Origin of the sequence: Rhizobium sp. 768_B6_N1_8 (assembly GCF_051811225.1) — a bacterium.
Classification (GTDB): Bacteria; Pseudomonadota; Alphaproteobacteria; order Rhizobiales; family Rhizobiaceae; genus Rhizobium.
Genome location: NZ_JBPWPV010000001.1, coordinates 2,389,663 through 2,412,066, shown reverse-complemented (window position 1 = coordinate 2,412,066; position 22,404 = coordinate 2,389,663). Strand labels below are relative to the sequence as shown.

The following is a 22,404-nucleotide window of genomic DNA, read 5'->3' as shown; positions in this document are numbered from 1 at the left end:
GCAAGATTAGCCGCAAGCCGGACCGGCAGGCAACCGGCCATTACCAGCCGTCGCCGCGCTCGATTGCCTCGATGAATTCCTCGAAAGAACGGCCGAGAACGCGCACTTCGTTCAGCCAATTTCCGGCAAAGACGAAGGGAATGGAGACATAATCGCCCTTGACGAAGCCATAGGCCGTCGGCCCACCATTCGAGCCGATCAGCAGCTGGTCGTCGCGAAACTCGAAGATCTCGTAGCCGTCAGCCCCGGAGAGTTCCGCCGCACTCCACAGGATCAGATAGCCCTGGCCGACCTCGCCGTTGAAGCCGTTGGAGGAGGCGAGGAAGGCCTTGATCTCCGCCGGCAGGATAATCTTCAGTTTCGCCTCGCAGGCGGCGATATCGGCCGGGCTTGCGCCCGGCAACTGGCAGCCGTCGCCAAATTTCTCCAGCATCAGCAGGCCCATTCGAGCTTCATCTCCTTGAGGTCGATCTGGGCGATGCCGTCGCCGAAATTGAAGCCGCCGAAGATCTCCGAGATCTCGATGTAGAAGGGCGAGAAATCGGGATAGCCCTGCATGGGAAACATCGTGCCGCCGAGATGGGCGTGCCAGTCCTGAAAGCGCTCCAGCCCCAGTTTCTGGCCTTCCTCCGAATAGGCGGCGATATAGCCGCTGAACTCGTTTTCGTGCCTGAATTCGCGCGCTGGCTTGCCGACATTCGGGTCGCCCTCGCGCAAGGTGATCTCGATCGGCCAACCGTAATCGAGCGCTTCTGTTCCCGGCAAGTTCTTCCAGCCCCTCGGAGGCCGGGCTGCGGCCAGAAGCTCGTTGACGGCAAGTCCGCCGGGCGAAAAGACGTTTTTCGCCTGCTGCTCGGCCACCGTCTTCGGCAGGTTGAATTCGCCGAAATAATCGAGCGGGGATTTCGAGAGCCAGCCCGGAATAGGGGCGCCTTCGATCTCCGGCGGAGCGCCGAGAGGTGCTGCAAATTCCTCATCCGTCAGCCAGAAGAGAGTGTAGCCGTTGTCCATAAATTCCATGTCGAAGCGACGCGGATCGGCCCGCCGCGCGCCGCCTGCTCCGGCATTCCTGCTTGCCGGCGGCGTTTCCCATTGCTCGTCGACGAAGAGCGAGATCGCTACATACTCATTGCCGAGCGTGCGATATTGCGGCGGCAATTTTACCGTGAAGGCGTGGCGAAGCGGCATTCCGTTGGTGGCGCTGATCGGCCACATCGAGGCATCGATGCCGGGCGGGCGGCCATAGCACCAGCCGTTCTCGGGTCGCCTCGCGAGATTGACGGGGTCGGCGAGCGTCAGGTCGTAGGCCTCGGCGAGATCGGGATCGGCATATTTATAGGGTCGTTCCGGATAGATCGCCGTCGGGTCCGTGAGGCTGATCATCCTGACGACATCCTCCCTGATGGCGACGCCGAGCTCCAGCGTATCCGACAGGTTCATCTTCAGAATGGTCCAGCCATATTCCTCTCTCTCGTCGGAGATGCGCTCGGCGCCGGGATAAAGCCGATGCAGTTCGCCCGCCGGCATTCCCATCCTGACGCCATGGATTGGCCCCGGAAGATCGAAGGGGGCGCGGAAATAAACCTCGCCGAGCCTGCCATCGGCGGTGATGCGCGTGCCGAATTCCTCGATATGCAGACGGCCTTCCGCCTGGATGCCCGGCTCCTTCCAGTTCGCCCCCAGAGCCGCCTTCAGCTCCTCCACAGATACACCCGGCTGCATCGGCGCCAATCTCGCATTGTCTATCGGCATGCGCGTCCTCTCTCGCTGATAATCCCGCGCAAGAGATAGGACGGGTTGGAGACAGGGCAATGACCGCTATATTCCTGCGTCGGGCACCAGGCGGTATTGGGTCCGCTTCGGGGAGCGGGGAATGACCGACACCGGGCGGAACCGAAAATTTCCGATCGCAGTGTCGGATCGGCGAGATCAGGCCCGTCCTCGAGGCATTGCCAAAGTTCAATCCAAAGGAGGATCAACATGCCGAGCACGATCAAACTTCACCGCGTCCTGGCGACCAGCCCGGACAAGGTCTATCGCGCCTTCCTGGAGGCGGACGCCGTGGCCAAGTGGCTTCCACCAAACGGCTTTACCTGCACGGTCCATCATCTGGAGCCTATTGTCGGCGGAACGCACAGGATGTCTTTCCGCAACTTCACGACCGGCCACAGCCATTCCTTCGGCGGCGAATATCTGGAACTCGTTCCCGGCCAGAGGCTTCGCTACACCGACACGTTCGACGACGCCAACCTGCCCGGCGAAATGGACGTGACCGTGACCCTGACGAAGGTTTCCGTCGGCACCGAACTCCATGTGGTGCAGGCCGGCATCCCGGATCTCATCCCGGCAGAGGCCTGCTACCTCGGCTGGCAGGAATCGCTGCGCAATCTGGCACGTCTGGTCGAGCCCGATATCCAGCAATAAGCGTCAGAACCCAAGGGGAGGCCCGGGTCTGGGAACTGCTTTCAGCCCCGGCATTTCTTTGTTGGTGCATCCGGTCGTCCTGGGAAATGGCCTGTCTATTTGATGGCAAGGGCCGTCGGGTGGGTCACACGTATCGAGAACAACACAGAGTGGGGCAGGGCCTGTAGGCGGCCTGTCGCGGAACCGTTTCTACCATATCAAAGTATGGTTTCGCCTGTCGGAATATCTGCCAGGATCGCCGCGTGAACCTGATGGCGGAGAGTATTTCGATGAAGAAGATAATCGTGGTGTCGTTGACGGTTGGTTTGGTTACCGGCTTGATCGGTTACAATGCCAGTGCGTCCGGAGAGACCGATAAGGGGCGCACCCCGGTCCTGACTGAAATGCCTGGCGGCTACCGCGACTGGCCGCTCATCGCCGTGGCGCACGAAGAGGGCAAGCTCAACGATCTCAGAGCCATCCTGGGCAACGATATTGCGATCAAAGCCTTCCGGGAAGGGGCCGCTACCTATCCTGACGGCACCATCATTGCCCGCCTGGCTTGGGACTATCACCCGTTGGAAGAAAGCAAGGAAGCCTTCGGCACTCCCCAGTCATTCGTCGCCGGGGCGCCCAAGAACGGTGTGCAATTCATGATCAAGGACGCAAAGAAATATGCTTCGACCGGCGGCTGGGGATATGTCGAATTTGACGACGGTACACCCTCGACCACGGCAATGCCCGAAGCATGTTTTTCCTGCCACTCGATCGTCAAGGACCGCGATTTCGTGTTCAGCCGGTACGCACCCTGACTGGCGTATCTGTCCCGAAGTTGATTATTCGCTATAAAGCATCCATGCCGCGCATAAGAGCGTCCAGGCGGCGCAGTCGAGGTTGGATATGAAGTTCGCCGCTTGTCTTTTTGCCATATGGTCGTTGTGCAACGCCTTTGCGCCGCCGCTGATGGCAGCGTCCGCTCCCATCCTGGTGACGGCGCAGGGTTGCGGCGATTTTCTGGCACAGATCCAGAAGAAGCCCGATCATGTAGAATTTGCCGGGTGCAGCTACGCGCCCCGGATCGGCAGGGCAAACCGCTTGAGGCGACATATCGCGTATCCGGCCGGGATGCGGCTGCCACCGAGGCCTATCTCATCAAGACTGTGGGTTTGAACCGCCTCAAACGCTCCTGCTGCCTATGGGATTCTCCCGCCAGCCAGTTCCGTGATTCAATGGGCCGTGACTTTTTGATCTCCATGGTCTCGGAGGAAACCATGGTTTCCAGCCGCAGCGAGTGGCACCGGATCACCGTGTTCGGGATAACGGTGGAGACGTTTACGGAAGACATGTGAGAAAGCGGCGCGAAGCGGATCGCAATCCGCAGAACCGCCGTGTCGGACCATCATTCGATCTGCATATCCAGCTGCTGCGCGATGGTTTCGTAGTGACGGGACGAGGCTGCATTCCCCTGTTTGGCGTATAGCCCGGCAACTTCCCGCGCGGCCTTTGCTGCTGCGCGGAACGCGTCCAGCCTGACCTGAGGTTCCAGTTCCGCATCGCCGCCGATATCGCCGTCCTTGAAGCCGCCGACACGATAGCCTTCGTTGTCGATCACGCCGATGACGGGCACTCCGGCTTGCATTTCCCCGTAGAAAGCTGGGCCGGCGCGATCGCCATCGCGGCGACGCAGCATTCCCGGTCCAGAAGCCTTATTTCCCGGGCATGCGCCGGTCCAGTATGTTGGGCCCGTCGTCAGGGACACAGGAGACACGAATTCGCAATGGCTGGCCGGATCCTTGGACCACGTCAGGCCACCCGCCGGTTCCTGCGCCTGCAGAGGCGGCGCGCACCACAGGGATGCGACGACCGCAAGGGTGGCTACGACCTTCAGTGAGTTTCGCTGCTGCAACTTTGTTATCTCTCTATCTCTGATCCGGAGTGACCCAGTCCAACGGCTCCAGCCAAACGTCTAGAGCATTTCCGTTTTTCCTCAAATCACGGAAATGCTCTATCTCCTTGTTTTCACACAATTCCGCACGCGAAACCGCTGCGCACTTTGCTGACTTCACGAGAACTCGGAAAGCTCCTTCAGCGCGTGAGCCGCGTTGTGGTAACGTTCGACGAGCGCGCTGAATTCCGTGGCCTTCATACCGCGAATGCCCATTGCCCCGATGGTGACGACGCGTTGTTTGCGGTCGATCTTGCTGTAAAGCGCTCGCCACTTCTTTGCGGGAAGCGAGGCAGACGGGGCCAGCCAAAGGCGCAGCGCAAACCGGCTCGAGGCAAATACCTGATGGGCGGCGACATCGGTCCAGGCAACCGGCCCGTCGAGCATCGAGGCCCGCAACTCCGCCGGCGTCAGGACCATGAGGGGTTGAGCTGCCGATTTGTGAAGATAGAGCGCGTAAAGGCCGCAGCCGATGACGCCGGCTGCGGCGATACCGGATAGCAGTGTCCTGGCGAAATAATCCTGCGCAAAGCCGAGCTCCGCCGCAAAGACCGTAACCATCACTCCGAACCCTGCAAAGATGGCTGCGACGATCGCCATCGTCCAGATCATCGGCTTGACGTTATCGTAGAGGATCGTTTCGCCCGGCGCCGCGGCGGCGAGTTCTTCGAGCGCCTGCTGGCGAGCCGTGCGCAGGTCGCGCACCTGGTCCAGGTAATCGCCGCTCAGCTGGCTGCAAAGCGCTTTCCAATCCGAAAATAGCTCGAAGGCGAATGTGAGGCCGGCTGGTTTTGGAGCGCGCGTGGCGAGGTCAAGCAGCCGTTTGTCGACCGTGAGCCCCATCGCCTGAATGCGCTGGATGGTCGGTGGATGCGTATCGGTCGGATGCGGCTGCCGATCTTCGAGCAGGGAGACCGGATCGGACCAGCCATGGAGACGAACGAGATCCGAGGTCTTGGCAACCAGGTCAGGCTCAGGCTCCGAATTTTCCGCAGCCAGCGCTCGATTGGCGACGAGGCTGAAGACGTGATCGAGGGCGGGAGGGATCAGCCCGGTTCTGATGAGGGCAGAGGCCGCGCCGACGACGGAGCTGGACTGCGCGCCGCTTCGGTCCGCATCGAACTCGCGAATGCGGCTCCAATGGTTTACCGCATGGTCGAACTGCTGGAGGGCATGAAAGCCCAGCATGGCTGCCGGATACAGGACGAAGCTGCCGCCGTCGCCACGCTGCAGAGCTGAAAGCGATCGCCAGAGGCCGGCATAGATCGGCGTGAACCTTTGGCTGTACAGCGTGTCCTTGCCGGAAAAATGCGCCAATTCGTGACCGATGATCGCCGCGACCTCCGGCTCGTCGAGCAGGTCGAGATAGGGAGCGGGCAGGTAGAGTGTTCGCCCGCCGATGACTTTATCTTCCGGCCAAAGCCGCAATTCGCTTTCGGTGACGAAGAAACCGTTGGTGAGACCGACGACAACGGTGTCCGGCCGCACGGCTTTCTGCCGGTCGGCGAGATCGCGGACGAAGCGGAAAAGCCCCGGTGCATCGGCTTCTTCCACCCTGCGCCCGGAAACATCCATTGGCTGGGGAGCGAACAGCGCAAAGACGTTCCTGAGACCGCGCAATGCAAGGAAGGCGCTGTAGGCGGCAAGCCCGGCCAGGCCAAGGGCCAGGACGAAAAGCTTGGCGCTGCCGGACGAGAAGTCCGCCCATAGGCCCATGCTGATCGCTTCGAATACGGCTGCGCAGACGATACCGATGCAAAATCCAATGACAAGGGCCGCAAGGACGAAAGGCAGAATGATGCGTAAGCGTCCGAAACTCCTGACCAACTGCTCCTGAGATCGCCGTGCCCTCAAGCCGCTGATGGTCGCCGTGGCAAGCCCGAGGATGCCGCTGACGAATGCCAGGATCGCGCCACCGATCGTGCCCCAGGGGAGCGGCCGGCGGATCGATGAAATCTCGAGATCCTGTTCTGCCTGGTCCAGTGCCGCCTCGATCTGCGGTACGGCGACCATTGCAGAGAGCGACCTCGGCCCCGCGTCTGACTGAAACGTCAGCATGGCTCCCGGTTCGGTTTCCGCGATTTTCCTGACCTCGGCGAGCGTTGCCTTGAGGTCTTGTGCCTGTTGCTGCGACTGTGTCGCTGTCTCGGCAGCGCGCTCGGCCTGCCATAGCCCGAGACCGAAGAGCAGTGCCGGAACAAGGACCAGCCAGATCACAAGGCTCATGCTGTGAGGAATCTTGAATTTCCGCATTGTCCCTCCCCTGGTCGGGTGCCCGGTCACCAATAAAGTGCCTAGGAATTATTCCCGTATCAATTGTAGGGCAAGCGGCTGAGATCAACTGACTTACAAAAATTGACGTTCGATCGAGCGCAATGCAACTTCGGGCTGTCCAGATTTCTATCAGGAGATTTCGTGATATAATCCCGCTCTGCGACGGATTATCCGCCGTAGCGTTGCGTGCACGGAGACTTGTCCCATGAGCGAAGTGGACGCGCTTTTTACCGCTTTGCGTCAGGCGGCTGACCCGCAGACGGTCGAGTGCATAGAGGATGTCGTCAGGCACGGCTCGGATCGCGAGCTCAACCGCATCAATGCGCTGGCCTTCGCCAAAGCACACAATCTCGATGAGGAGAAGGTGATCGCGGCGTTTCTGCATGCCGCCCGCATCGGCGCCTTCGAGATGACCTGGAATGTGCTCTGCCCGGGATGCGGCGGCGTGCTCGATACGGGTGCCACCCTGAAAGCCGTCGACCGGGATGCCTATCATTGCGCGCTGTGTGCGGCCGGCTACGAGCCGACGCTCGACGAGATGGTCGAGGTTACCTTCACGGTCAGTCCGCGCGTGCGCAGGATCGCCGCCCACGATCCCGACCGGTTGCCGCCGCTCGAATATTACCGGCAGATCTTCTTCTCGTCCGGGGTCGACCTGCCCGATGACCTCGAAGAAAGGTTTGCGCGCATCCTGCTGGAAATGGTCGAACTGGATCCCGGCGAGCGGGCCTTCGTCTCGCTGCAGCTGCCGGCGGAGTTCATCATCATCTTCGATGCGGTGACGCATTCGGCGCAGTTCCTCGACGTGCAAGGCGAGCCGACCAGCGAACGCCAGAACCTGTCGATGGTCCTCAGCGACGGTCATGCGCAGAACGAAACGCTGACACTGCGCCCCGGCCTGCTGCGCCTGACGCTGGAAAACCACACCGATCGCCGCGTGCTGCCGAATGTCTGCATCGCGTCAGACGAGATGCATGACATTCTCGGCCACAGGCGGCCCTTCCTGACGGCCAAGCGTCTGCTGACCAATCAGAGTTTTCGCGACATCTACCGCACCGACACGCTCGATGTCGACCAGCGCTTGAAGATCACCAGCCTGACATTCCTCTTCACCGACTTGCGCGGCTCGACCGCGCTTTACGAGCGCGTCGGCGATCTCGCCGCTTTCGATCTGGTGCGCACGCATTTCCGGGTTCTGCACGAGATCGTCGCCACCGAGGCCGGCGCAGTCGTCAAGACCATCGGCGATGCCGTGATGGCGACCTTCCCGAGCCCGGACCGCGCGGTGGCGGCAGCACTCAGGATGCGCGAAGCGATGCTGCGGCTGAATGCCGAACGCGGCAGCGAGGATCTTCTCCTGAAGATCGGCATCCACGAGGGCCCCTGCCTTGCCGTCAGCATGAACGACCGGCAGGACTATTTCGGCCAGACGGTCAACATCGCCTCCCGCGTGCAGGGCCTTGCCGAACCGCAGGTAATCCTGACGACGGAGGCGGTCGTCGGCAATGAGCAGGTTTCGGAGATGTTGCGCGACAGCGGCATCAGCCAGGTTTCCCGCATGGAGGAACTTCAGGGCATCGGGCGGGAAGTGAGGATTTTCGCGCTGTCGTGAGGGATCGGACGTTTCGGGCCGTGCGGGCTCGCGAGCAGTGAAATAACCGCGAACGAGACAAGGGCACAGACGATGAATATGTCTCCGGGTTCCATCTTCGCAGACCTCGATCCCGGCGATGCGCTCGGCGAGGTGCTTTTCGGGCTGATCATGGCGCTGACGTGGACGGTCGGTTCGAGGCTTGTGCTTGGCGAGGAAGGATTGGATGTCCGCGACCTCGTCGTTGCGACCATCGGATGCAATGTCGCGTGGGGAATTATCGACGCCGTCCTGTTCATCCTGGGGACGACATTTTACAGGAGCAGGCGTCTTCGGCTGTTTCGGCAGATCAGGGCGGCCAGGGACGAAGCCACCGCGCTCACCGTCATCGCAAAAGAGTTTCCGGTCGAAGGATCACCGCTCTCTGCAGAGGCTGCCGATGCGGAGGCGCTTTATCGCTCGATGCTTGCGCTCACGCGTCGTGCCGAGCCGGTAAAACTGTCCCTGACGAAAGCTGATCTGCGCTCTGCGGTCGCAATCTTCCTGCTGGTCTCGGCCACCGCGCTTCCCGCCGTCATCCCTTTCTTTCTGATCGACAATGCTGACCGGGCGCTGAGAGCGAGCAACCTGTTTCTGGTCGTCCTGCTGTTCGTGACGGGTTATGCATGGGCAGGTTTTTCAGGTGGCCGGCCGTTTTATGCAGGTATGGCGATGACCTGCCTTGGATTGTTTCTGGTCGCAATCGCGGTCGCCCTCGGCGGCTAAGGGATTAAATGCCTGACGCGGGGCGCGCTGATGAGAAAACTCAACGTGCAATCGTTACTTTTTCAAATTGTGAGTCCGATATACCTAGCTTATTGCAATTTCTGCGTTTGAATTGTAGCACTTTCTCATCCGAAACGGCTGCCGGTTCAAAGCGATCGTGAGTCGTCGCCGCGCCGGCAGGAAGCAGAAATGGGGGCATTTCGATGGGGTTTACTGAAGCTGTTCGCACAGTTCTGAGAGAAAAATATGCAACCTTCTCCGGCCGGGCATCCCGCTCGGAATACTGGTGGTTTTACCTATTCTATGTCCTGGCCTTTACCGCATTTGGAATTGTCGTCGGTGCGGTCGCCGCTGCTTCTGGCGGTGGGGATGGACTTTCGTCGCTTGTCGTTGGTCTCATGGTCATAGGCGGATTGTGTCTGCTTGCAACTATTTTGCCGGTGTTAGCCGTTCAGATACGCCGCTTCCATGATCGCAACATTTCCGGCTGGTGGTACCTCGCGCTGGTGATCCTGGGGCTGGTTCCCTATGTCGGTTTGATTGCGAGCATCGCCATTTTCGTGATCAGCGTGCTTCCGGGCACTGTCGGCCCGAACAAGTTCGGCCCGGATCCGTTGCGTCCGGAAGTGAGAGCCGAGGTTTTTGCCTAAGGCATCGCCATCGGGAATGTCGGGTTTGCTGGCTGCGCTATTGCCATCTTGACCCTGTTTTGCCTTGTGCAGGGGCGGGACAGGGCGGACAGCGCGGCGGCCCGCTTCCGATGGAATCGGACGCCTAATTTCAGCTATGTGATGAAGAAATTGAACGCAAAAGCGTTATCATTTTTGAATAGTGACGGATACGACTGATTTATTGCAATTCTGTGTTTGAATCGTAGCTGTTTCTCATTCGAAACAACTGTCATTCCAAGGCGATGGTGAGGGGTCACCACGCTTGCAACAAGCAGAAATGGGGCATTTTATGGGGTTTACCGAAGCTGTTCGGACGGTTCTGACGCAAAAATATGCAACCTTCTTCGGTCGGGCCTCCCGCTCGGAATGCTGGTGGTTTCAGCTGTTCTATTGGCTGGTGCTGATCGGACTTGGAATTTTGGCTGCTTTGGCCGCCGGTTCCGATGGTCAGGATGGACCTTCGTCAATGCTCATTGCCGTCGGGATCATCGCCGGACTGTTTGCGCTCGCAATGCTGCTGCCGCAGCTATCCCTTACGGTTCGCCGTTTCCATGACCGCAACATTTCCGGCTGGTGGTATCTCGCGCTTTTTATCGCAAACTTGATTCCCTACCTCAATGTTGTTGCGGGCCTCGCGATCCTCGTTATCACCGTGCTCAGGGGCACGGAAGGTCCGAACAGGTTCGGGCCGGATCCGCTGCGGCCCGAGATGAGAGCGGAGGTTTTTGCCTGAGCCGCACGACCATTCGTCACGCCGGCTTGCTGGTGGCTCTATCGCTGGCCGCCTCGGCCCAATTTTCCCCTGCGCTGGCGCAGGACAGCGGTAGTCAGCAGGGCGGGAAGGGTGACCGGCCTCTCACCACCGTCGGCAGCGAATATGCCGCGCAGTGCGCGCTGAATGGCGTGCGCTGCAAGCTCACTTATGGTGATGGCTCGGAGAAGCCCAAGCCTGTGCCGGATGCGACCCTTTCGCGCGACAATCGCTCGTTTAATCCGCAAGAGCCCGCCATCAGCGGTTCCCTGAGCGTTGTGGTGGTGCTTGTCGCCCTTGTCGTCATCATCGGCCTGGTGATGTTTTTCGGTAGTGGCGGCGTGCTGCTGTCGTCGGCGCCGCGCGATTTGAAGAAGCGGCAGGGAGAGGCGCCGGAGAGCTGGCATACATCGGATGCTTCTGTCGAAGAGAGGCCCAATGATTTCCTGCAGCGGATTGCCGCCATGGCCGATCGCCGTCAGGCGCTCGTGCTTTTGCTCCGGCACTGCCTGTTGCATGCGGCTGACATAACCGGAACGCGGCTGTTTCGATCGGATACCGAGAGAGCGGTTTTTGCCCGTCTGCCGGCAACCATGCCCGACCGTGAGCGGCTGGAACATCTGCTCTCCGAGGCGGAGCTTGTTCATTATGGAGGCCGCGCGCTGCAGGAAGGGCATTTTGATACACTTCTGGGCTCGGCGCGGGCCTTGCTATCGGTAGGCAGGCTCGCCCATGCGTAATGCCGGTCCCATTCTGATTTTGGTCGTGTTGCTAGGGCTTGCGGCGCTGGCGCTGTTTGGGTTGCCGCGGGACAATGATTTCGACCACTCGCCACTTGGCAACAAGGGCTTGGAAGTGTGGCTGGAGGCCAAGGGCATTCCCGTTGTCCGCTCCGATCCGCATATCGTACGGGCGGGCTCGGAAGTCTCACTGCGCATCCTTTCGCTGCCGATCTCAGCGGCGGAGGTTGCCGCATCTGCGGTAGACGAGGAAAAGGGCGGCGCGGGTCCCCAAAGCTGGACCCGCGAGGCGGTCGGCCAAGGGCTTGCGACGCTGATCATAATGCCGAAATGGCGCGCCACTCTGTTGAAGAAGGGCGTTGCCGGGCAATCAGATCTTCTGGACCTCTCCCTCTTGCAGAACGAACTCGACAAGACGGATTTTGGTTTTGCGGGTCTGCGCCTGCAGCGTAACGGGCCGGGTTTCGAGGGAGATCAGGTGAGCTATCGCGCTGAGCCGTCGCACAAGATTTCTCTCTATCAGGCTCAGACTTTCGACAGTGCAAGCTTGCCAAAGGAGTGCCGGCAGATGCTGAGCATACCTTCGGGCGTACTACTCGTGCGGTGCAAGAAAAACGAATATGTCGATCTGCTGTCGGATCCCGATCTCCTGAACAATCATGGACTGACGCTTGCCGAAAACGCCGCCTTTGCCGTCTCGCTGATCAATCATCTGCGCGCATTGAACGATAAAGGGCCTGTCTACCTCGATGCTTCGGGGGCGCCGCTGGATGAAGCGAAACCCAAAGATGAAGGCCGCACCTACGAGCGTTCCGGCTCCGATCTCACCCGCTTCTTTGCCTATCCGCTCTCCGTCATCTGGGGCACGCTCTTCGTCGTCGTGGCGATCTGCTTCTGGCGCGGGTTCTGGCGTTTCGGGCCGCCGCTTAGGGATGCGTCCGGAAATATCGAGCTGTCGAAGAGCGCGGCGATCGAAGCGACCGCGCGGCTGTTGCGCCTGTCCGGCAATGACGGGCGGATGGTGGCGCAGTTCGTGCAAAATCTTCTGGCCGACAAGGCGCAGCTGGTCTTCGGCCCGGGTTTCGCCAACCAGGCGGGTATCGATCGGTTGTTTCAGCGGCTGGGGCGGCGCGATCAGGCGCAGGCCGAGGCTTTGAAAACCGCATCGCAGGCGCTGATCGAGCAGGGCCATGTCATGCGGCGGTCAGATCTGCATCGCAATCTCGAAATATTCAGGAAATCGCTGGGGAGCATCGACCTTGGATCTAGGTGAATTTCGCAATCTCATCACCACTATCAGGGGTGAAGTCGGCAAGGCGGTGCAGGGACAGGATGCGATCATCGATCTCGTGCTGATCTCGATATTCTCGGGCGGGCACTGCCTTGTCGAGGGACCGCCCGGCACGGCAAAGACGCTGCTTGCCCGTTCGGTTTCGGCCGCCATGGCGCTCGATTACCGGCGCATCCAGTTCACGCCGGACCTGATGCCCGGCGATGTGCTCGGCGTCAATCTCTTCAACTTCCAGACCAACCAGTTCCACCTGACCAAGGGTCCGGTCTTCACCGACATTCTTCTCGCCGACGAAATCAACCGCGCGCCGCCGAAGACGCAATCGGCGCTGCTGCAGGCGATGAACGAGCGGATGGTGACGCTTGACGGGGTCGATTATTCGCTCGGGCGGGATTTCTTCGTGCTGGCCACCCAGAACCCGATCGAGCAGCAGGGCACCTATCCGCTTCCCGAGGCGCAGCTCGATCGCTTCCTATTCAAGCTCGTCGTCGATTTTCCCGATCGCGATACGGAAATCTCGATCCTGTCGCGCCATGCCGATCAGGCGCTGAAGGCCGATATCAGCAAAGCCGGTATCCGGCCGCTGGTGACCAGCGAGGCGCTTGCGGCGGGCCGGGCGCTGATCGATGCGATCCATTTGGACAAGTCGATCCTCACCTATATCGTCGATCTCGTGCGCGCCACGCGCTCCGATCCCGATATTCTCTATGGCGCGTCGACGCGCGCTGCCGATGCGCTGGCCGCGGCCGTGCGCGTGCGCGCTGCTTTCGAAGGGCGCGATTACGGGTTGCCTGACGATGTGCAGGCGCTGCTGACGCCGGCTTTGCGCCACCGCATCGTGCTGTCGCCTTCCGCGGAGATCGACGGGCGCACGCCCGACGACGTGCTGCGCAGCCTCAGGAACCGCGTGGATGCGCCCCGGTAAATGCGGCCGTCCTCGCTCCTGATCGCGCTTGTTCTTGCCATGGCGGCGCTGACGGCCATCGTTAGCGTGTGGTGGCGCGACATGAGCGTGCCGCTGCTCGTCGCCTGGGTGGTGCTGGCGGCCGTCACGACCGGCGATCTCGTCATCTCGGCGCTATCGGGCGGAATGGCCGTTGATGTCGATCTGCCGCAGCAGGGGTTTGTCGGCCACTCGATGCCCCTCACGGTCGGCATCAGCAGGCAGAAGGGCAAGCTGCCCGAGGGTATCGACATCAGGATCGATGCCGCGCCCGAACTCATTATCGGTGAGCGGCGGATGGAGCGTGCCTCGTCCGGGCCGGTGAGGGCGTCCTTCGATCTGCAGCTGACGCGGCGCGGGCAATTTTCGGTGCGGGAGCTCTGGCTGAAATGGCCATCACGGCTGAAGCTCATCGACAGGATCGTGCGCCTGCCGGTGGCGCGCGAGATCTCCGTCATTCCCGATATCTCGCCAGTCCTTTCAGGTGCGATCAAGACACAGATCCTACCGCTCGAAGCAGGGCAGAAGGATCTGCGGCTGCGCGGCGAGGGATCGGAATTCCATCAGCTGCGGGAATTCGCCAGTGGTATGGACCCGCGCAGCATCGACTGGAAGCGCTCGGCGCGCATGCGCAATCTCGTGGTGCGCGAGATGCGGGCTGAGCGAAACCACCAGATCATCCTCTGCATCGATTCCGGGCGGCTGATGGCCGAACAGCTCGGCGGCTTCACCAAGCTCGATCGCGCCATCAATGCCGCGCTCGCCATGTGCTGGGGAGCAGGGCTCGCCGGCGATCTCGTCGGCTTCTACAGTTTCGACAGCCGTCCGCGCCTTTTCGTGCCGGCCTTGCCGGGGCGCGCCGCCTTTGCGCGGCTGCAGACGGTATGCGCCGAGCTGCGCTACGAAACGCAGGAAACCAACCATACGCTGGGCCTGACGCATCTGTCGGGCCGGCTGAAGCGGCGCTCGCTGATCGTGATATTCTCCGATTTCGTCGACAGCATCACGGCGGAGCTGATGATCGAGAACATCCAGGTGCTCGCCCGGCATCACTTCATCGTCTATGTTGCTCTGCGCGATCCGATGCTGGCAAAGCTGACGGAGCCGGAGGAGACGACGCTCGATGCCATCGCCCGCTCGGTCGCGGCCCGCCAAATCCTCAACGAGCGGCGCGCCGTGATGGAGAAGCTCGCCCGTCTCGGCGTGCTCTGCCTCGACAGCACGCCTGACGCGCTGACCTCCGATCTCATTGCCCGCTACATCGAAATCAAATCCCGCGAGATGATATGACGGATCTGCGCATCGACCCCAGGATGGATAGCGGCGCCACACTTTATGCCGGCGGGGTGCCCAACGATCTGCTGCGCTCGGCCCGCTTCCGGCTGGAGCGCGAGGCGCACTGGCGCCAGCTGGACGAGCTGGTGAGCCGGGCGGAGGAGGGCGGGGCTGCGGCGCTCAGCTATAACGAGGTGCGCAATCTGGCGGCCGGCTATCGCCAGGCGATGAATTCGCTCAGCGTCGCGCGCGATATTTCGCTCGACCGGGCGCTGGTCGCCTATCTCGAAAGCCTCTGTGCGCGCGCCTATCTCGTCGTCTATGCGCCGCAGGAAAGCCTTGGCGGGCTGATGTCCCGCCTGCTGCTCAAGGGCATTCCGCAGGCGGTGCGCCGCTCAGCCCTGCCTCTCTTCATCGGCTTCCTGGCGCTCGTTCTCGGCGCTCTTGCCGGATACAGGCTCTGCAGCAGCGATCCGAGCTGGTTCTATACGTTCGTGCCGTCGGAGCTCGCCGATCAGCGCACGCCGGACGCATCGGCCGATTACCTGCGCTCGACGATCTACGGCAATGAACGGCATGAGAGCGACGGGCTCGCCGCCTTTTCGGCCTATCTCTTTTCCCACAATACGGGGATCGCCGTACTGATCTTTGCGCTCGGCGTCTTCGTGTCCATACCGAGCTTCATTCTGACTTTCTATAATGGCCTGATGCTCGGCGCCTTCTTCGCGATGTTCCGGCAGAAAGGGCTAGGCTACGATGCCTTCGCCTGGCTTTCCATCCACGGCGTCACCGAGCTTGCGGCGATCTCCATTGCCTGCGCCGGCGGGGCAGGGCTCGGGCTTGCCGTTCTTCTTCCGGGCGCTCGAACCCGCAAAGAGGCTCTGCGCCACCAGGGACATGATGCCGTCAAGCTCGCGATCCTCGCGGCCCTGATGCTGGTCGTGGCAGCCTTTATCGAAGGCTTCCTGCGCCAGCTTGTCCAGGACCCGGTCTGGCGGATCGGCATCGGCTGGGGCATGGGTGTCTTCTGGGTCGCATGGCTCTCGCTTGCAGGGCGCGAAGGCAAGGCTTCGCATGGGGCCGCCAGATGAAGCAGCCGGACCAGATGATGACAGACGGCAAGCGCGTCATGCAGTTCATTCCGCCGGAAGGCGTGCCGATCAGTTTCGCGATCGCCTCGATCGGAGCCCGTTTGGGTGCGCAGATACTCGATATCATCTTCACGACCCTGCTTTTCGTCATTATCGCGCTTGCCGTCATCTTCACGGGGGCCTTGCCCTTGAGCGCCATGACGGTCCTGATCACATTGATGGGCTTTCTGCTGCGGACACCCTATTACGTGCTCTCGGAGCTGATCTGGAACGGGCGCACGCTCGGAAAACGGATAACGGGCATCCGCGTCATCAATGTCGATGGCCGACGCCTGACGCCGCATCAGGTGGCGGCGCGCAACCTCATGAAAGAGGTGGAGATTTTCGCTCCGATGGGCCTTCTGGGCACGATCGGCGAACAGTCGGGGCTGGAAGGTGGATTGACGGTCGTTTGGCTCCTGGTGGTGGTGATCGTTCCGCTCGCCAATCGCCGCCGGCAACGCATCGGCGACATGATCGCCGGCACACTGGTGGTCGACAATCCGCGCTCCGTGCTGCTCTCGGATCTCGCGCTGTCGTCTCCTGCCAAGGCTTCGTCGCAGCCGGCATTCGAATTCCTGCCCGAGCATCTCGATATCTACGGCAAATACGAGCTGCAGACGCTGGAGGACGTGCTTCGCGACACGACGAAGAAGTCCAACACCGAGGAGATCATCAAGATCGTGCGCACGATTACGAGAAGGATCCGCTATGAGGATGCCGTGAAGCCCGGCCAGGAGATGCTGTTCCTCAATGATTTCTACCGCGCCCAGCGCGAGCATCTGGAGAGCCTGAAGCTTTTCGGAAAGGCGCGTGAGAACAAGTATCACGAGCATACGAAAACAGAGGCGAGGAAGCTTGTTTGACGGCGGAGAGTGTGGGGTTCGCCAGCTTATTGCGCCAGAGATTATACTGGAGGGATACTGTAATGAAGCTACGTATTTTTTGTGCTTTTGCGCTTGTTTTTGCTGCTACGGGTTACGTTCAGGCTGGCGATCGCACAGCCGCCGCGGCAATCTACTTTCATGGAATGACGAAATCGGCATGCGGCTTCAAGATGACGCCAGAGTCGGCAATGAAAGCTGCAACCACTCTTGGAATGTCGAATCCTGTTGGTGAGCCGTTACTTTCGGCGTTGTTTGCAGTTTGCGAGGAGGTGAAAAAAGGAAACAAAGACAAGGTCATCGAGATCCGGGTTCGCGACAGCCACAATGTGCTGCGCAAGGTCACGCTTGAAAAAGCCAAATGGTGGCAGTGAAGGGCCGCCGGGATGGATAAGTCGGCATCCGATCAAGACAAAGACGGCTCGAAGGCCGGGATTGATAAAAAGTTGCCGCTTGAACAGCCTGTCTATTATGGCAAATGGAACATGCTTGTTGCATGTGCCCTGGAAGAAGGTTTCAGGCTTGTCATGAATGATTTCAAAGCATGGCGCGCCGTCACGAAAAACAAGCGTAAAACTCCGCGTTAGGTCGTCAAGAGCGCGCCGAGTCTGCCGCCATATCAGCCGTTGCCGCGATCTTCGGAGTATCCGTGCGCTATTCGCACGCGCAAAGGACGCCCCAATTCCTTGATCCATGCACCGAAAAAAGCAAATGGAAACGGCCTGGGTCCGCGATAGACCCAGGCCTGATCGGCCTACTTGACGTCAATCACGGTCAGCTTGCCGTCGACGCGGTCGGCGACGAACTCGATGTTCTGGCCTGCCTTCAGTTTCTCGAGCATCGCGGCATCCTTGACGCGGAACACCATGGTCATGGCGGGCATGTCGAGGTTCTTCAGGTCTTCGTGCTTGATCGTGACCTTCTGCGCCTTGGTGTCGACCTTATCGACGACGCCCTTGGTGTATTCCTGTGCGATTGCGCCTGCAGCGGCGGCGACGGACAGCATGAAGACGAGGGTGATCTTGATTGCAGTCTTCATTTTCGGTCTCCTCTTTAGATGTGTCATTCGGCAGCGACGGTGACGTCGCCGTGCATGCCGGCCTCGTAGTGGCCGGGGATTAGGCAGGCGAACTTGAATTCGCCGCCGGTGGTGAACTTCCAGACGATCTCGCCGGACTGGCCGGCCGTCAGGCGGAGCGAGTTCGCATCGGCATGTTCCATCTCGGGGAATTTCTCCATGACCTTCTTGTGCTCCAGGATCTTGTCTTCCTGGTCGAGCACGAATTCGTGGTCGCTTTGCCCGGCATTCTTGATGGAGATCTTGACCGTCTGGTCCTTGCGAACCTTGATCACGGCGGGCTGGAACAGCATCTTGCCGTCCTCGGTTTCCTTCATGCTGACGCGAATGGTCTGGGTGACCTTCGACTTGTCGCCAGGCTCGCCGACCGCCATTTTTTCGCCGTGCCCGCCGGCGTGGTTGCCGGAGGCCAGGGCAGGGCCAGCGATGGCCGCAAGAGCCAGTGCGAGAGTATAAATTTTCATTTCAGGTCCTTTGGTTGCTGGGGATTTGCGTCAGCCGTGTTGCATCGGCTTCGGCGTGATGGTGGTGTTTGCGTCTTTGGCCTTGGTCGCGTCCGGCAGTTCGCCGGTCCACTCCCAGGCCTGGGTGCCGGGTGGGTTTTCGTACCAGCCGGGATCGGCGTAATCGTCCGCCGAGATACCCTCGCGGACTTTCACGACGGAGAACATGCCGCCCATTTCGATGGGGCCGTGCTGACCCCAGCCGGTCATCATGGGGACGGTGTTCTCGGGAATGGGCATTTCCATTTCGCCCATATCGGCCATGCCTTTGGTTCCCATCGGCATGTAATCAGGTTGAAGCTTGCGGATTTTTTCGGCGAGTTTCGACTTGTCCGCCCCGATGAAGGTCGGGATGTCGTGCCCCATCGCGTTCATCGTGTGGTGCGACTTGTGGCAGTGGATCGCCCAGTCGCCGAGATACTTGGCGTCGAACTCGTAGGCCCGCATCGCGCCGACGGGAATGTCGATGCTCACCTCCGGCCAGCGTGCTTCCGGCCGCACCCATCCGCCATCCGTGCAGGTGACTTCGAAGTCGTAGCCATGCATATGGACCGGATGGTTGGTCATGGTGAGGTTGCCGACCCGCACCCGGACACGATCGTTCTTCGAGACCACCAGCGGGCTGATGCCGGGAAAGACCCGGCTGTTCCAGCACCACATGTTGAAGTCGGTCATTTCCATGATGCGCGGCACGTATGAGCCGGGATCGATGTCATAGGCGTTGAGCAGGAAGACGAAGTCGCGGTCGACGCGCATGAACTTCGGGTCCTTGGGATGAATGACGAAGAAGCCCATCATGCCCATCGCCATCTGCACCATCTCGTCGGAGTGCGGGTGGTACATGAAGGTGCCTGACTTCACGAGGTCGAACTCGTAGACGAAGGTCTTGCCGACGGGGATATGAGGCTGCGTCAGGCCGCCCACGCCGTCCATGCCGGAAGGCAAGATCATGCCGTGCCAGTGGATGGTCGTATGTTCCGGCAGCTTGTTGGTGACGAAGATGCGGACGCGGTCGCCTTCGACAGCCTCGATCGTCGGCCCCGGCGACTGCCCGTTATAGCCCCAGAGGTAAGCAGTCATCCCGTCGGCCATCTCGCGCTCCACCGGCTCGGCGACGAGGTGGAATTCCTTGACGCCATTGTTCATCCGGTGCGGAAGCGTCCAGCCGTTCAGCGTCACGACCGGCTGGTAGTCCGGCCCGGAGGTCGGATGCAGCGGGGGCTGCATGTCGGCCGAGCCCATGGCCGGGGCATCCGGCAGGCCCATTGCTGATGTCTTCGTCCAGGCTCCGGCCGCCATCAGGGCGGCACCAGCGCCGAAAAGTTGTCTTCTGTTGAACATGTGAAAATCCTTTCTCAATGACCGCCGCCGCTCTCGGACGGTGAGGCGGCCTCGGTTCCGGCCGATGCCGCAGACGTGCCGCCGCCATAGACGGCGGGCGCGAGGTTGGCGTCCGCGAGCCAGAAGTCTCGCTTGGCGTTGACGGAGAGCAGGATGGAGTTGATCTTGTCCCGCGTGTCGGTGAGCAGTTCGAAGGTGTTGGTGATCATGCCGTTGTAGGAGAGGAGGGATTCTTCCTCGACCTTGGTGCGGAGCGGGACGACATTGTTGCGGTAATGGCGGGCGATGTCGTAGTTCGACCGATAGGCCTCATAGGCCGATCTCGCTTCCGAGCGGACGTTCACGGCCTTTTCCGCCAGCTGATTGGCCGCACGCATGTAGCCAAGCTCGGCCTTGCGCATGCGAGCCTTGCCGGTGTCGAAGATCGGGATCGCGAATTCCAGCTCTCCGGCCGCCGTCGTCTCCCATTTCTTGTCGCCGTCTTCCCCGACCTCCCTCTCGGACTCGGCTCCGGCAAGGATTTCGAGATCGGTGACGTATCGGGTCGCTTCGGTCAGGCCATAGGAGCGCGCGGTGGCTTCCAGTTCGAGCCTGGCGACCTGAAGATCGATGCGGTTGCCGAGCGCTTCCGCCTCGATCGTATCGCGTTTCATTGTTGTCTTCGGCAGGGGCGGCAGGCTGTTCGGCACCTGGAATTCGGCATCCGAGCCCCACAGGCCCATCTGCCTTGTCAGCTCTTCCTTCGCCAGGCGGGCGGCCAGGCGGGCTTTGGCGGTTTCACCGGCGAGTTCGGCTGCGAACACATGCTCGCGAGCCTGCGCTCCCTTGGCCATCGCCCCGGTCTCGCCAAGCTTCTCGGCAAGCTCGGAGGCCGCATCGGCGGCGGCCTGTGCGCGCTGGAGCTGTGCCACATTCTCCCATGCAGCGACCGCGTTGATCCAGGCGCGGCGGGTGTCGGCTGCAAGCTGTAGCGTGCGCACCGCAGCGTTCAATTGCGCCTGGCGGAAACGCGTATCGGCAATCTCGATATCGCGCTTCCTGGTCATCAGCGCCAGGATGTTGGTGGTGAAGGCGCCTTCAATCGTCCGGAACGCTTCCAGTTCCGGCGTCCCGATACCGGAGAAGCCAACCGAGACCGTCGGGTTCAGCAGCATCGTCGACTGCCACGCGTCGGCAGCACTCTCGCCGAGATCGGCGTAGGCGGCCTGCAGGCCCTTGTTGTTGATAAGGGCGATCTGCACTGCCGTTTCAGCGTCCAGCGTCTTCCCGCGCGCAAGAAGCGCCTTCACCTGAGCGGAGGCCACTTCGGCTTCCTGCCGGTTTTGAACCCAGACGGTCTGTTTGGAGGCAACCCCGCCGACGTTGGCGGAAACTGCCGCGAAACCGGCCTCTTTCGCCGCATATTCGGTACTGCTCACGCAGCCTCCGAGGACGAGGGGCAAGGCGGTGAGGGCGAGTAGCTTTCTGACGACGGTCATGAAGCGTCTCCCTTTTGCGGAGACTGCTGCTCGTTCTGTTGTCGCCAGGGCTTGGGATCGACCGGCTGTCGGGCAACAAATCCCGAGATGGGCGAACGATACTGGAGCGGCCGAACGGAATAGGTCTGCTCGACATCCACAGGTGCAATGACATCGGGAGGAAGAGTGGATGCGCAGCCGCCCGCAATAAGCGGCAGCCCCACCACCAATATGGAAGGTTTCATCTTAAAAATCCGAATAGTAGAGTCTCACGGGCAGGCGCGGTTCACCACGGCATGCCTTCGGACCCGCAGACGCGGGGACGACAGCTATTCAGATCTTGGGCGGACGGTGAAGAGGCGGCACTTCGCCCAAAATGCTCTGATCGTCGACGAACTGGCGGATTGAAGAGATGACGGGTCCGCCGACCTCGTGAGATTCGCAGACGATGCCGAAGCCGCCACAAAAATCCTTGCAGCATTGCTGCTTGGAAAGTTGCTCGTCATCGCTCGCGGACGAGCCGTGATCATGCCGGTCGGCAACACCCTGGACCGTGACGTCTTCGCTCGAAGCGGCATGATCATCGCCTGACATGGCATGGTGGTCATGCGCGCCAGCCACTATCGCCGGCGACTGCAAGCCAGGGAAAGCCGAACCGTGCATGGCGGCATTGGCATTGGACAGCGAGTATCCTGCCAGCGATACGATGATCACCAGCCGCACGAAAAGGAGCAGTCTGCCCAGTGCGTTCAGATACATTTTGCCCATAACCCCGGAGCTGCGATCAAGGCAGCGCCGCTTCAATATCCCGACAGGCCCTCCAATGATTCGCGATCTTCGAGAGGCTGTCCGGATGTGCGTCTAGGGCTTCCCCCTGCTGGAAGGTCAATATCTTTATTGCGTTCGATTGCAATTTTATCGGCGTTGGCGATTCAGGTCACCGTCTGGTCGTCACGCGGCAGGATCATCCGGTCGAGCGTTCCGTCCCGCCTGATCGACGGTCAGCGGATTTCCGATATTGGGCAGCAACTGCCACCAAAGCCCGTTGGCGATCAAACGCCGTCAGGAGGCGCAAAGAAACAGTTCATATGGTAGCGTCCGCCTCGTCCTATCCCATCCGCCTCATTGGGTTCGTCCGTCGGTTGAAGGCAGATGTGAAAATCGCCGTCTCCGGATGGTGACTCATTTCCATAAGGAATCAGGAACGACTGGTTTCTCGTCACCAGGTGATGGTCTCCCGGGTGAAGGATAACGGAGAACGCTCCGGGACCCTTCCTCACCCGGGATCGAGGTATAGCCTCGCAGTCTCCACCGAAATCTTTGCCTTTGCAGCACGAGGGCGGGTATGCCCAACCGCTGCCG

The 22,404-nt window shown here is 60.7% G+C and carries 26 protein-coding genes; 16 read left to right on the top strand and 10 right to left on the bottom strand.

The genetic code is table 11. The annotated features are described in order from the left end of the window. Positions 1-40: 40 nt before the first annotated feature. Together AB8B33_RS12410 and AB8B33_RS12405 are read right to left on the bottom strand one after the other, a co-directional pair. The gene (locus AB8B33_RS12410; protein WP_439015603.1) at positions 41-445 is read right to left on the bottom strand and encodes an SMI1/KNR4 family protein; all 405 of its coding nucleotides are present in this window, start codon (positions 443-445) and stop codon (positions 41-43) included. Next, positions 433-1,752: a DUF7256 domain-containing protein gene (locus AB8B33_RS12405; RefSeq protein WP_439015602.1), complete on the bottom strand. Its 1,320-nt coding sequence runs from the start codon at positions 1,750-1,752 to the stop codon at positions 433-435. The genes AB8B33_RS12410 and AB8B33_RS12405 overlap by 13 nt, the downstream gene beginning before the upstream one ends. 228 nt (positions 1,753-1,980) lie before the next feature. On the opposite strand from AB8B33_RS12405, the gene AB8B33_RS12400 reads away from it, so the two are divergent. The 4 genes from AB8B33_RS12400 to AB8B33_RS12385 all read left to right on the top strand — a co-directional run bounded on the left by AB8B33_RS12400 (position 1,981) and on the right by AB8B33_RS12385 (position 3,752). Continuing rightward, complete coding sequence (locus tag AB8B33_RS12400) at positions 1,981-2,424, top strand: SRPBCC family protein (RefSeq protein WP_439015601.1); 444 nt, start codon at positions 1,981-1,983, stop codon at positions 2,422-2,424. Positions 2,425-2,693: 269 nt separating this feature from the next. Next, positions 2,694-3,215 (top strand): cytochrome P460 family protein, encoded by a 522-nt coding sequence (locus AB8B33_RS12395; protein WP_439015600.1) that lies wholly within the window; start codon positions 2,694-2,696, stop codon positions 3,213-3,215. An 88-nt stretch (positions 3,216-3,303) separates the two neighbouring features. After that, entirely contained in the window at positions 3,304-3,573 is a 270-nt protein-coding gene (locus tag AB8B33_RS12390; protein WP_439015599.1) for a DUF4952 domain-containing protein, read from the top strand. Next, complete coding sequence (locus tag AB8B33_RS12385) at positions 3,462-3,752, top strand: DUF4952 domain-containing protein (RefSeq protein ID WP_439015598.1); 291 nt, start codon at positions 3,462-3,464, stop codon at positions 3,750-3,752. The genes AB8B33_RS12390 and AB8B33_RS12385 overlap by 112 nt, the downstream gene beginning before the upstream one ends. Before the next feature lie 50 nt (positions 3,753-3,802). Here the strand turns inward: AB8B33_RS12385 and AB8B33_RS12380 are convergent, their stop codons facing one another. Beyond that, on the bottom strand, positions 3,803-4,309 hold the full coding sequence (locus AB8B33_RS12380; protein WP_439015597.1) for a hypothetical protein: 507 nt from the start codon (positions 4,307-4,309) through the stop codon (positions 3,803-3,805). A 156-nt stretch (positions 4,310-4,465) separates the two neighbouring features. Beyond that, positions 4,466-6,601, bottom strand: a complete 2,136-nt coding sequence (locus AB8B33_RS12375; protein ID WP_439015596.1) for a M48 family metallopeptidase — start codon at positions 6,599-6,601, stop codon at positions 4,466-4,468. 226 nt (positions 6,602-6,827) lie between these two features. On the opposite strand from AB8B33_RS12375, the gene AB8B33_RS12370 reads away from it, so the two are divergent. From AB8B33_RS12370 to AB8B33_RS12315, 12 genes are all read left to right on the top strand, one after another. Then, positions 6,828-8,234, top strand: a complete 1,407-nt coding sequence (locus tag AB8B33_RS12370; protein ID WP_439015595.1) for an adenylate/guanylate cyclase domain-containing protein — start codon at positions 6,828-6,830, stop codon at positions 8,232-8,234. A gap of 72 nt (positions 8,235-8,306) precedes the next feature. Continuing rightward, a complete protein-coding gene (locus AB8B33_RS12365; RefSeq protein ID WP_439015593.1) occupies positions 8,307-8,978 on the top strand; it encodes a VIT1/CCC1 transporter family protein in 672 nt (223 codons plus the stop codon). Positions 8,979-9,181: 203 nt separating this feature from the next. Next, the gene (locus AB8B33_RS12360; RefSeq protein WP_439015592.1) at positions 9,182-9,628 is read left to right on the top strand and encodes a DUF805 domain-containing protein; all 447 of its coding nucleotides are present in this window, start codon (positions 9,182-9,184) and stop codon (positions 9,626-9,628) included. A gap of 310 nt (positions 9,629-9,938) precedes the next feature. Continuing rightward, positions 9,939-10,382 (top strand): DUF805 domain-containing protein, encoded by a 444-nt coding sequence (locus tag AB8B33_RS12355; RefSeq protein WP_439015591.1) that lies wholly within the window; start codon positions 9,939-9,941, stop codon positions 10,380-10,382. 29 nt (positions 10,383-10,411) lie between these two features. Next, a complete protein-coding gene (locus tag AB8B33_RS12350) occupies positions 10,412-11,140 on the top strand; it encodes a hypothetical protein (RefSeq protein ID WP_439017246.1) in 729 nt (242 codons plus the stop codon). Then, the gene (locus AB8B33_RS12345; protein ID WP_439015590.1) at positions 11,133-12,413 is read left to right on the top strand and encodes a hypothetical protein; all 1,281 of its coding nucleotides are present in this window, start codon (positions 11,133-11,135) and stop codon (positions 12,411-12,413) included. The genes AB8B33_RS12350 and AB8B33_RS12345 overlap by 8 nt, the downstream gene beginning before the upstream one ends. After that, positions 12,400-13,356: an AAA family ATPase gene (locus AB8B33_RS12340; RefSeq protein WP_439015589.1), complete on the top strand. Its 957-nt coding sequence runs from the start codon at positions 12,400-12,402 to the stop codon at positions 13,354-13,356. The genes AB8B33_RS12345 and AB8B33_RS12340 overlap by 14 nt, the downstream gene beginning before the upstream one ends. Continuing rightward, positions 13,357-14,664 carry a DUF58 domain-containing protein gene (locus AB8B33_RS12335; protein ID WP_439015588.1) on the top strand — a complete coding sequence of 436 codons (1,308 nt, stop codon included), beginning with the start codon at positions 13,357-13,359 and terminating at the stop codon, positions 14,662-14,664. Next, complete coding sequence (locus AB8B33_RS12330; RefSeq protein ID WP_439015587.1) at positions 14,661-15,740, top strand: stage II sporulation protein M; 1,080 nt, start codon at positions 14,661-14,663, stop codon at positions 15,738-15,740. The genes AB8B33_RS12335 and AB8B33_RS12330 overlap by 4 nt, the downstream gene beginning before the upstream one ends. After that, a complete protein-coding gene (locus tag AB8B33_RS12325; RefSeq protein ID WP_439015586.1) occupies positions 15,737-16,645 on the top strand; it encodes an RDD family protein in 909 nt (302 codons plus the stop codon). The genes AB8B33_RS12330 and AB8B33_RS12325 overlap by 4 nt, the downstream gene beginning before the upstream one ends. A gap of 62 nt (positions 16,646-16,707) precedes the next feature. Then, entirely contained in the window at positions 16,708-17,037 is a 330-nt protein-coding gene (locus AB8B33_RS12320; protein ID WP_439015585.1) for a hypothetical protein, read from the top strand. A 12-nt stretch (positions 17,038-17,049) separates the two neighbouring features. After that, complete coding sequence (locus AB8B33_RS12315; protein ID WP_310386452.1) at positions 17,050-17,250, top strand: hypothetical protein; 201 nt, start codon at positions 17,050-17,052, stop codon at positions 17,248-17,250. A gap of 167 nt (positions 17,251-17,417) precedes the next feature. On the opposite strand, the gene AB8B33_RS12310 is transcribed toward AB8B33_RS12315, so the two are convergent. From AB8B33_RS12310 to AB8B33_RS12285, 6 genes are all read right to left on the bottom strand, one after another. Further along, complete coding sequence (locus tag AB8B33_RS12310; RefSeq protein ID WP_439015584.1) at positions 17,418-17,702, bottom strand: copper-binding protein; 285 nt, start codon at positions 17,700-17,702, stop codon at positions 17,418-17,420. A 23-nt stretch (positions 17,703-17,725) separates the two neighbouring features. Further along, a complete protein-coding gene (locus AB8B33_RS12305) occupies positions 17,726-18,205 on the bottom strand; it encodes a cupredoxin domain-containing protein (RefSeq protein ID WP_439015583.1) in 480 nt (159 codons plus the stop codon). 30 nt (positions 18,206-18,235) lie between these two features. Then, a complete protein-coding gene (locus AB8B33_RS12300; RefSeq protein ID WP_439015582.1) occupies positions 18,236-19,585 on the bottom strand; it encodes a multicopper oxidase family protein in 1,350 nt (449 codons plus the stop codon). Between the two features lie 14 nt (positions 19,586-19,599). Beyond that, positions 19,600-21,063, bottom strand: coding sequence for a TolC family protein (locus AB8B33_RS12295; RefSeq protein ID WP_439015581.1), 1,464 nt, complete (start codon positions 21,061-21,063; stop codon positions 19,600-19,602). Beyond that, positions 21,060-21,287, bottom strand: coding sequence for a hypothetical protein (locus AB8B33_RS12290; RefSeq protein WP_310386442.1), 228 nt, complete (start codon positions 21,285-21,287; stop codon positions 21,060-21,062). Before AB8B33_RS12290 ends, AB8B33_RS12295 begins: the two co-directional genes overlap by 4 nt. Before the next feature lie 88 nt (positions 21,288-21,375). After that, the gene (locus AB8B33_RS12285) at positions 21,376-21,810 is read right to left on the bottom strand and encodes a hypothetical protein (RefSeq protein WP_439015580.1); all 435 of its coding nucleotides are present in this window, start codon (positions 21,808-21,810) and stop codon (positions 21,376-21,378) included. Positions 21,811-22,404 lie beyond the last annotated feature (594 nt).

Coding starts and splice junctions, on each gene's coding strand:
- AB8B33_RS12290 (WP_310386442.1), bottom strand. CDS start 21,287: ATGAAACCTTCCATATTGGTGGTGGGGCTGCCGCTTATTGCGGGCGGC.
- AB8B33_RS12335 (WP_439015588.1), top strand. CDS start 13,357: ATGCGGCCGTCCTCGCTCCTGATCGCGCTTGTTCTTGCCATGGCGGCG.
- AB8B33_RS12345 (WP_439015590.1), top strand. CDS start 11,133: ATGCGTAATGCCGGTCCCATTCTGATTTTGGTCGTGTTGCTAGGGCTT.
- AB8B33_RS12370 (WP_439015595.1), top strand. CDS start 6,828: ATGAGCGAAGTGGACGCGCTTTTTACCGCTTTGCGTCAGGCGGCTGAC.
- AB8B33_RS12405 (WP_439015602.1), bottom strand. CDS start 1,752: ATGCCGATAGACAATGCGAGATTGGCGCCGATGCAGCCGGGTGTATCT.
- AB8B33_RS12410 (WP_439015603.1), bottom strand. CDS start 445: ATGGGCCTGCTGATGCTGGAGAAATTTGGCGACGGCTGCCAGTTGCCG.
- AB8B33_RS12315 (WP_310386452.1), top strand. CDS start 17,050: ATGGATAAGTCGGCATCCGATCAAGACAAAGACGGCTCGAAGGCCGGG.
- AB8B33_RS12310 (WP_439015584.1), bottom strand. CDS start 17,702: ATGAAGACTGCAATCAAGATCACCCTCGTCTTCATGCTGTCCGTCGCC.
- AB8B33_RS12375 (WP_439015596.1), bottom strand. CDS start 6,601: ATGCGGAAATTCAAGATTCCTCACAGCATGAGCCTTGTGATCTGGCTG.
- AB8B33_RS12390 (WP_439015599.1), top strand. CDS start 3,304: ATGAAGTTCGCCGCTTGTCTTTTTGCCATATGGTCGTTGTGCAACGCC.
- AB8B33_RS12300 (WP_439015582.1), bottom strand. CDS start 19,585: ATGTTCAACAGAAGACAACTTTTCGGCGCTGGTGCCGCCCTGATGGCG.
- AB8B33_RS12295 (WP_439015581.1), bottom strand. CDS start 21,063: ATGACCGTCGTCAGAAAGCTACTCGCCCTCACCGCCTTGCCCCTCGTC.
- AB8B33_RS12395 (WP_439015600.1), top strand. CDS start 2,694: ATGAAGAAGATAATCGTGGTGTCGTTGACGGTTGGTTTGGTTACCGGC.
- AB8B33_RS12360 (WP_439015592.1), top strand. CDS start 9,182: ATGGGGTTTACTGAAGCTGTTCGCACAGTTCTGAGAGAAAAATATGCA.
- AB8B33_RS12320 (WP_439015585.1), top strand. CDS start 16,708: ATGAAGCTACGTATTTTTTGTGCTTTTGCGCTTGTTTTTGCTGCTACG.
- AB8B33_RS12365 (WP_439015593.1), top strand. CDS start 8,307: ATGAATATGTCTCCGGGTTCCATCTTCGCAGACCTCGATCCCGGCGAT.
- AB8B33_RS12355 (WP_439015591.1), top strand. CDS start 9,939: ATGGGGTTTACCGAAGCTGTTCGGACGGTTCTGACGCAAAAATATGCA.
- AB8B33_RS12325 (WP_439015586.1), top strand. CDS start 15,737: ATGAAGCAGCCGGACCAGATGATGACAGACGGCAAGCGCGTCATGCAG.
- AB8B33_RS12330 (WP_439015587.1), top strand. CDS start 14,661: ATGACGGATCTGCGCATCGACCCCAGGATGGATAGCGGCGCCACACTT.
- AB8B33_RS12285 (WP_439015580.1), bottom strand. CDS start 21,810: ATGGGCAAAATGTATCTGAACGCACTGGGCAGACTGCTCCTTTTCGTG.
- AB8B33_RS12400 (WP_439015601.1), top strand. CDS start 1,981: ATGCCGAGCACGATCAAACTTCACCGCGTCCTGGCGACCAGCCCGGAC.
- AB8B33_RS12305 (WP_439015583.1), bottom strand. CDS start 18,205: ATGAAAATTTATACTCTCGCACTGGCTCTTGCGGCCATCGCTGGCCCT.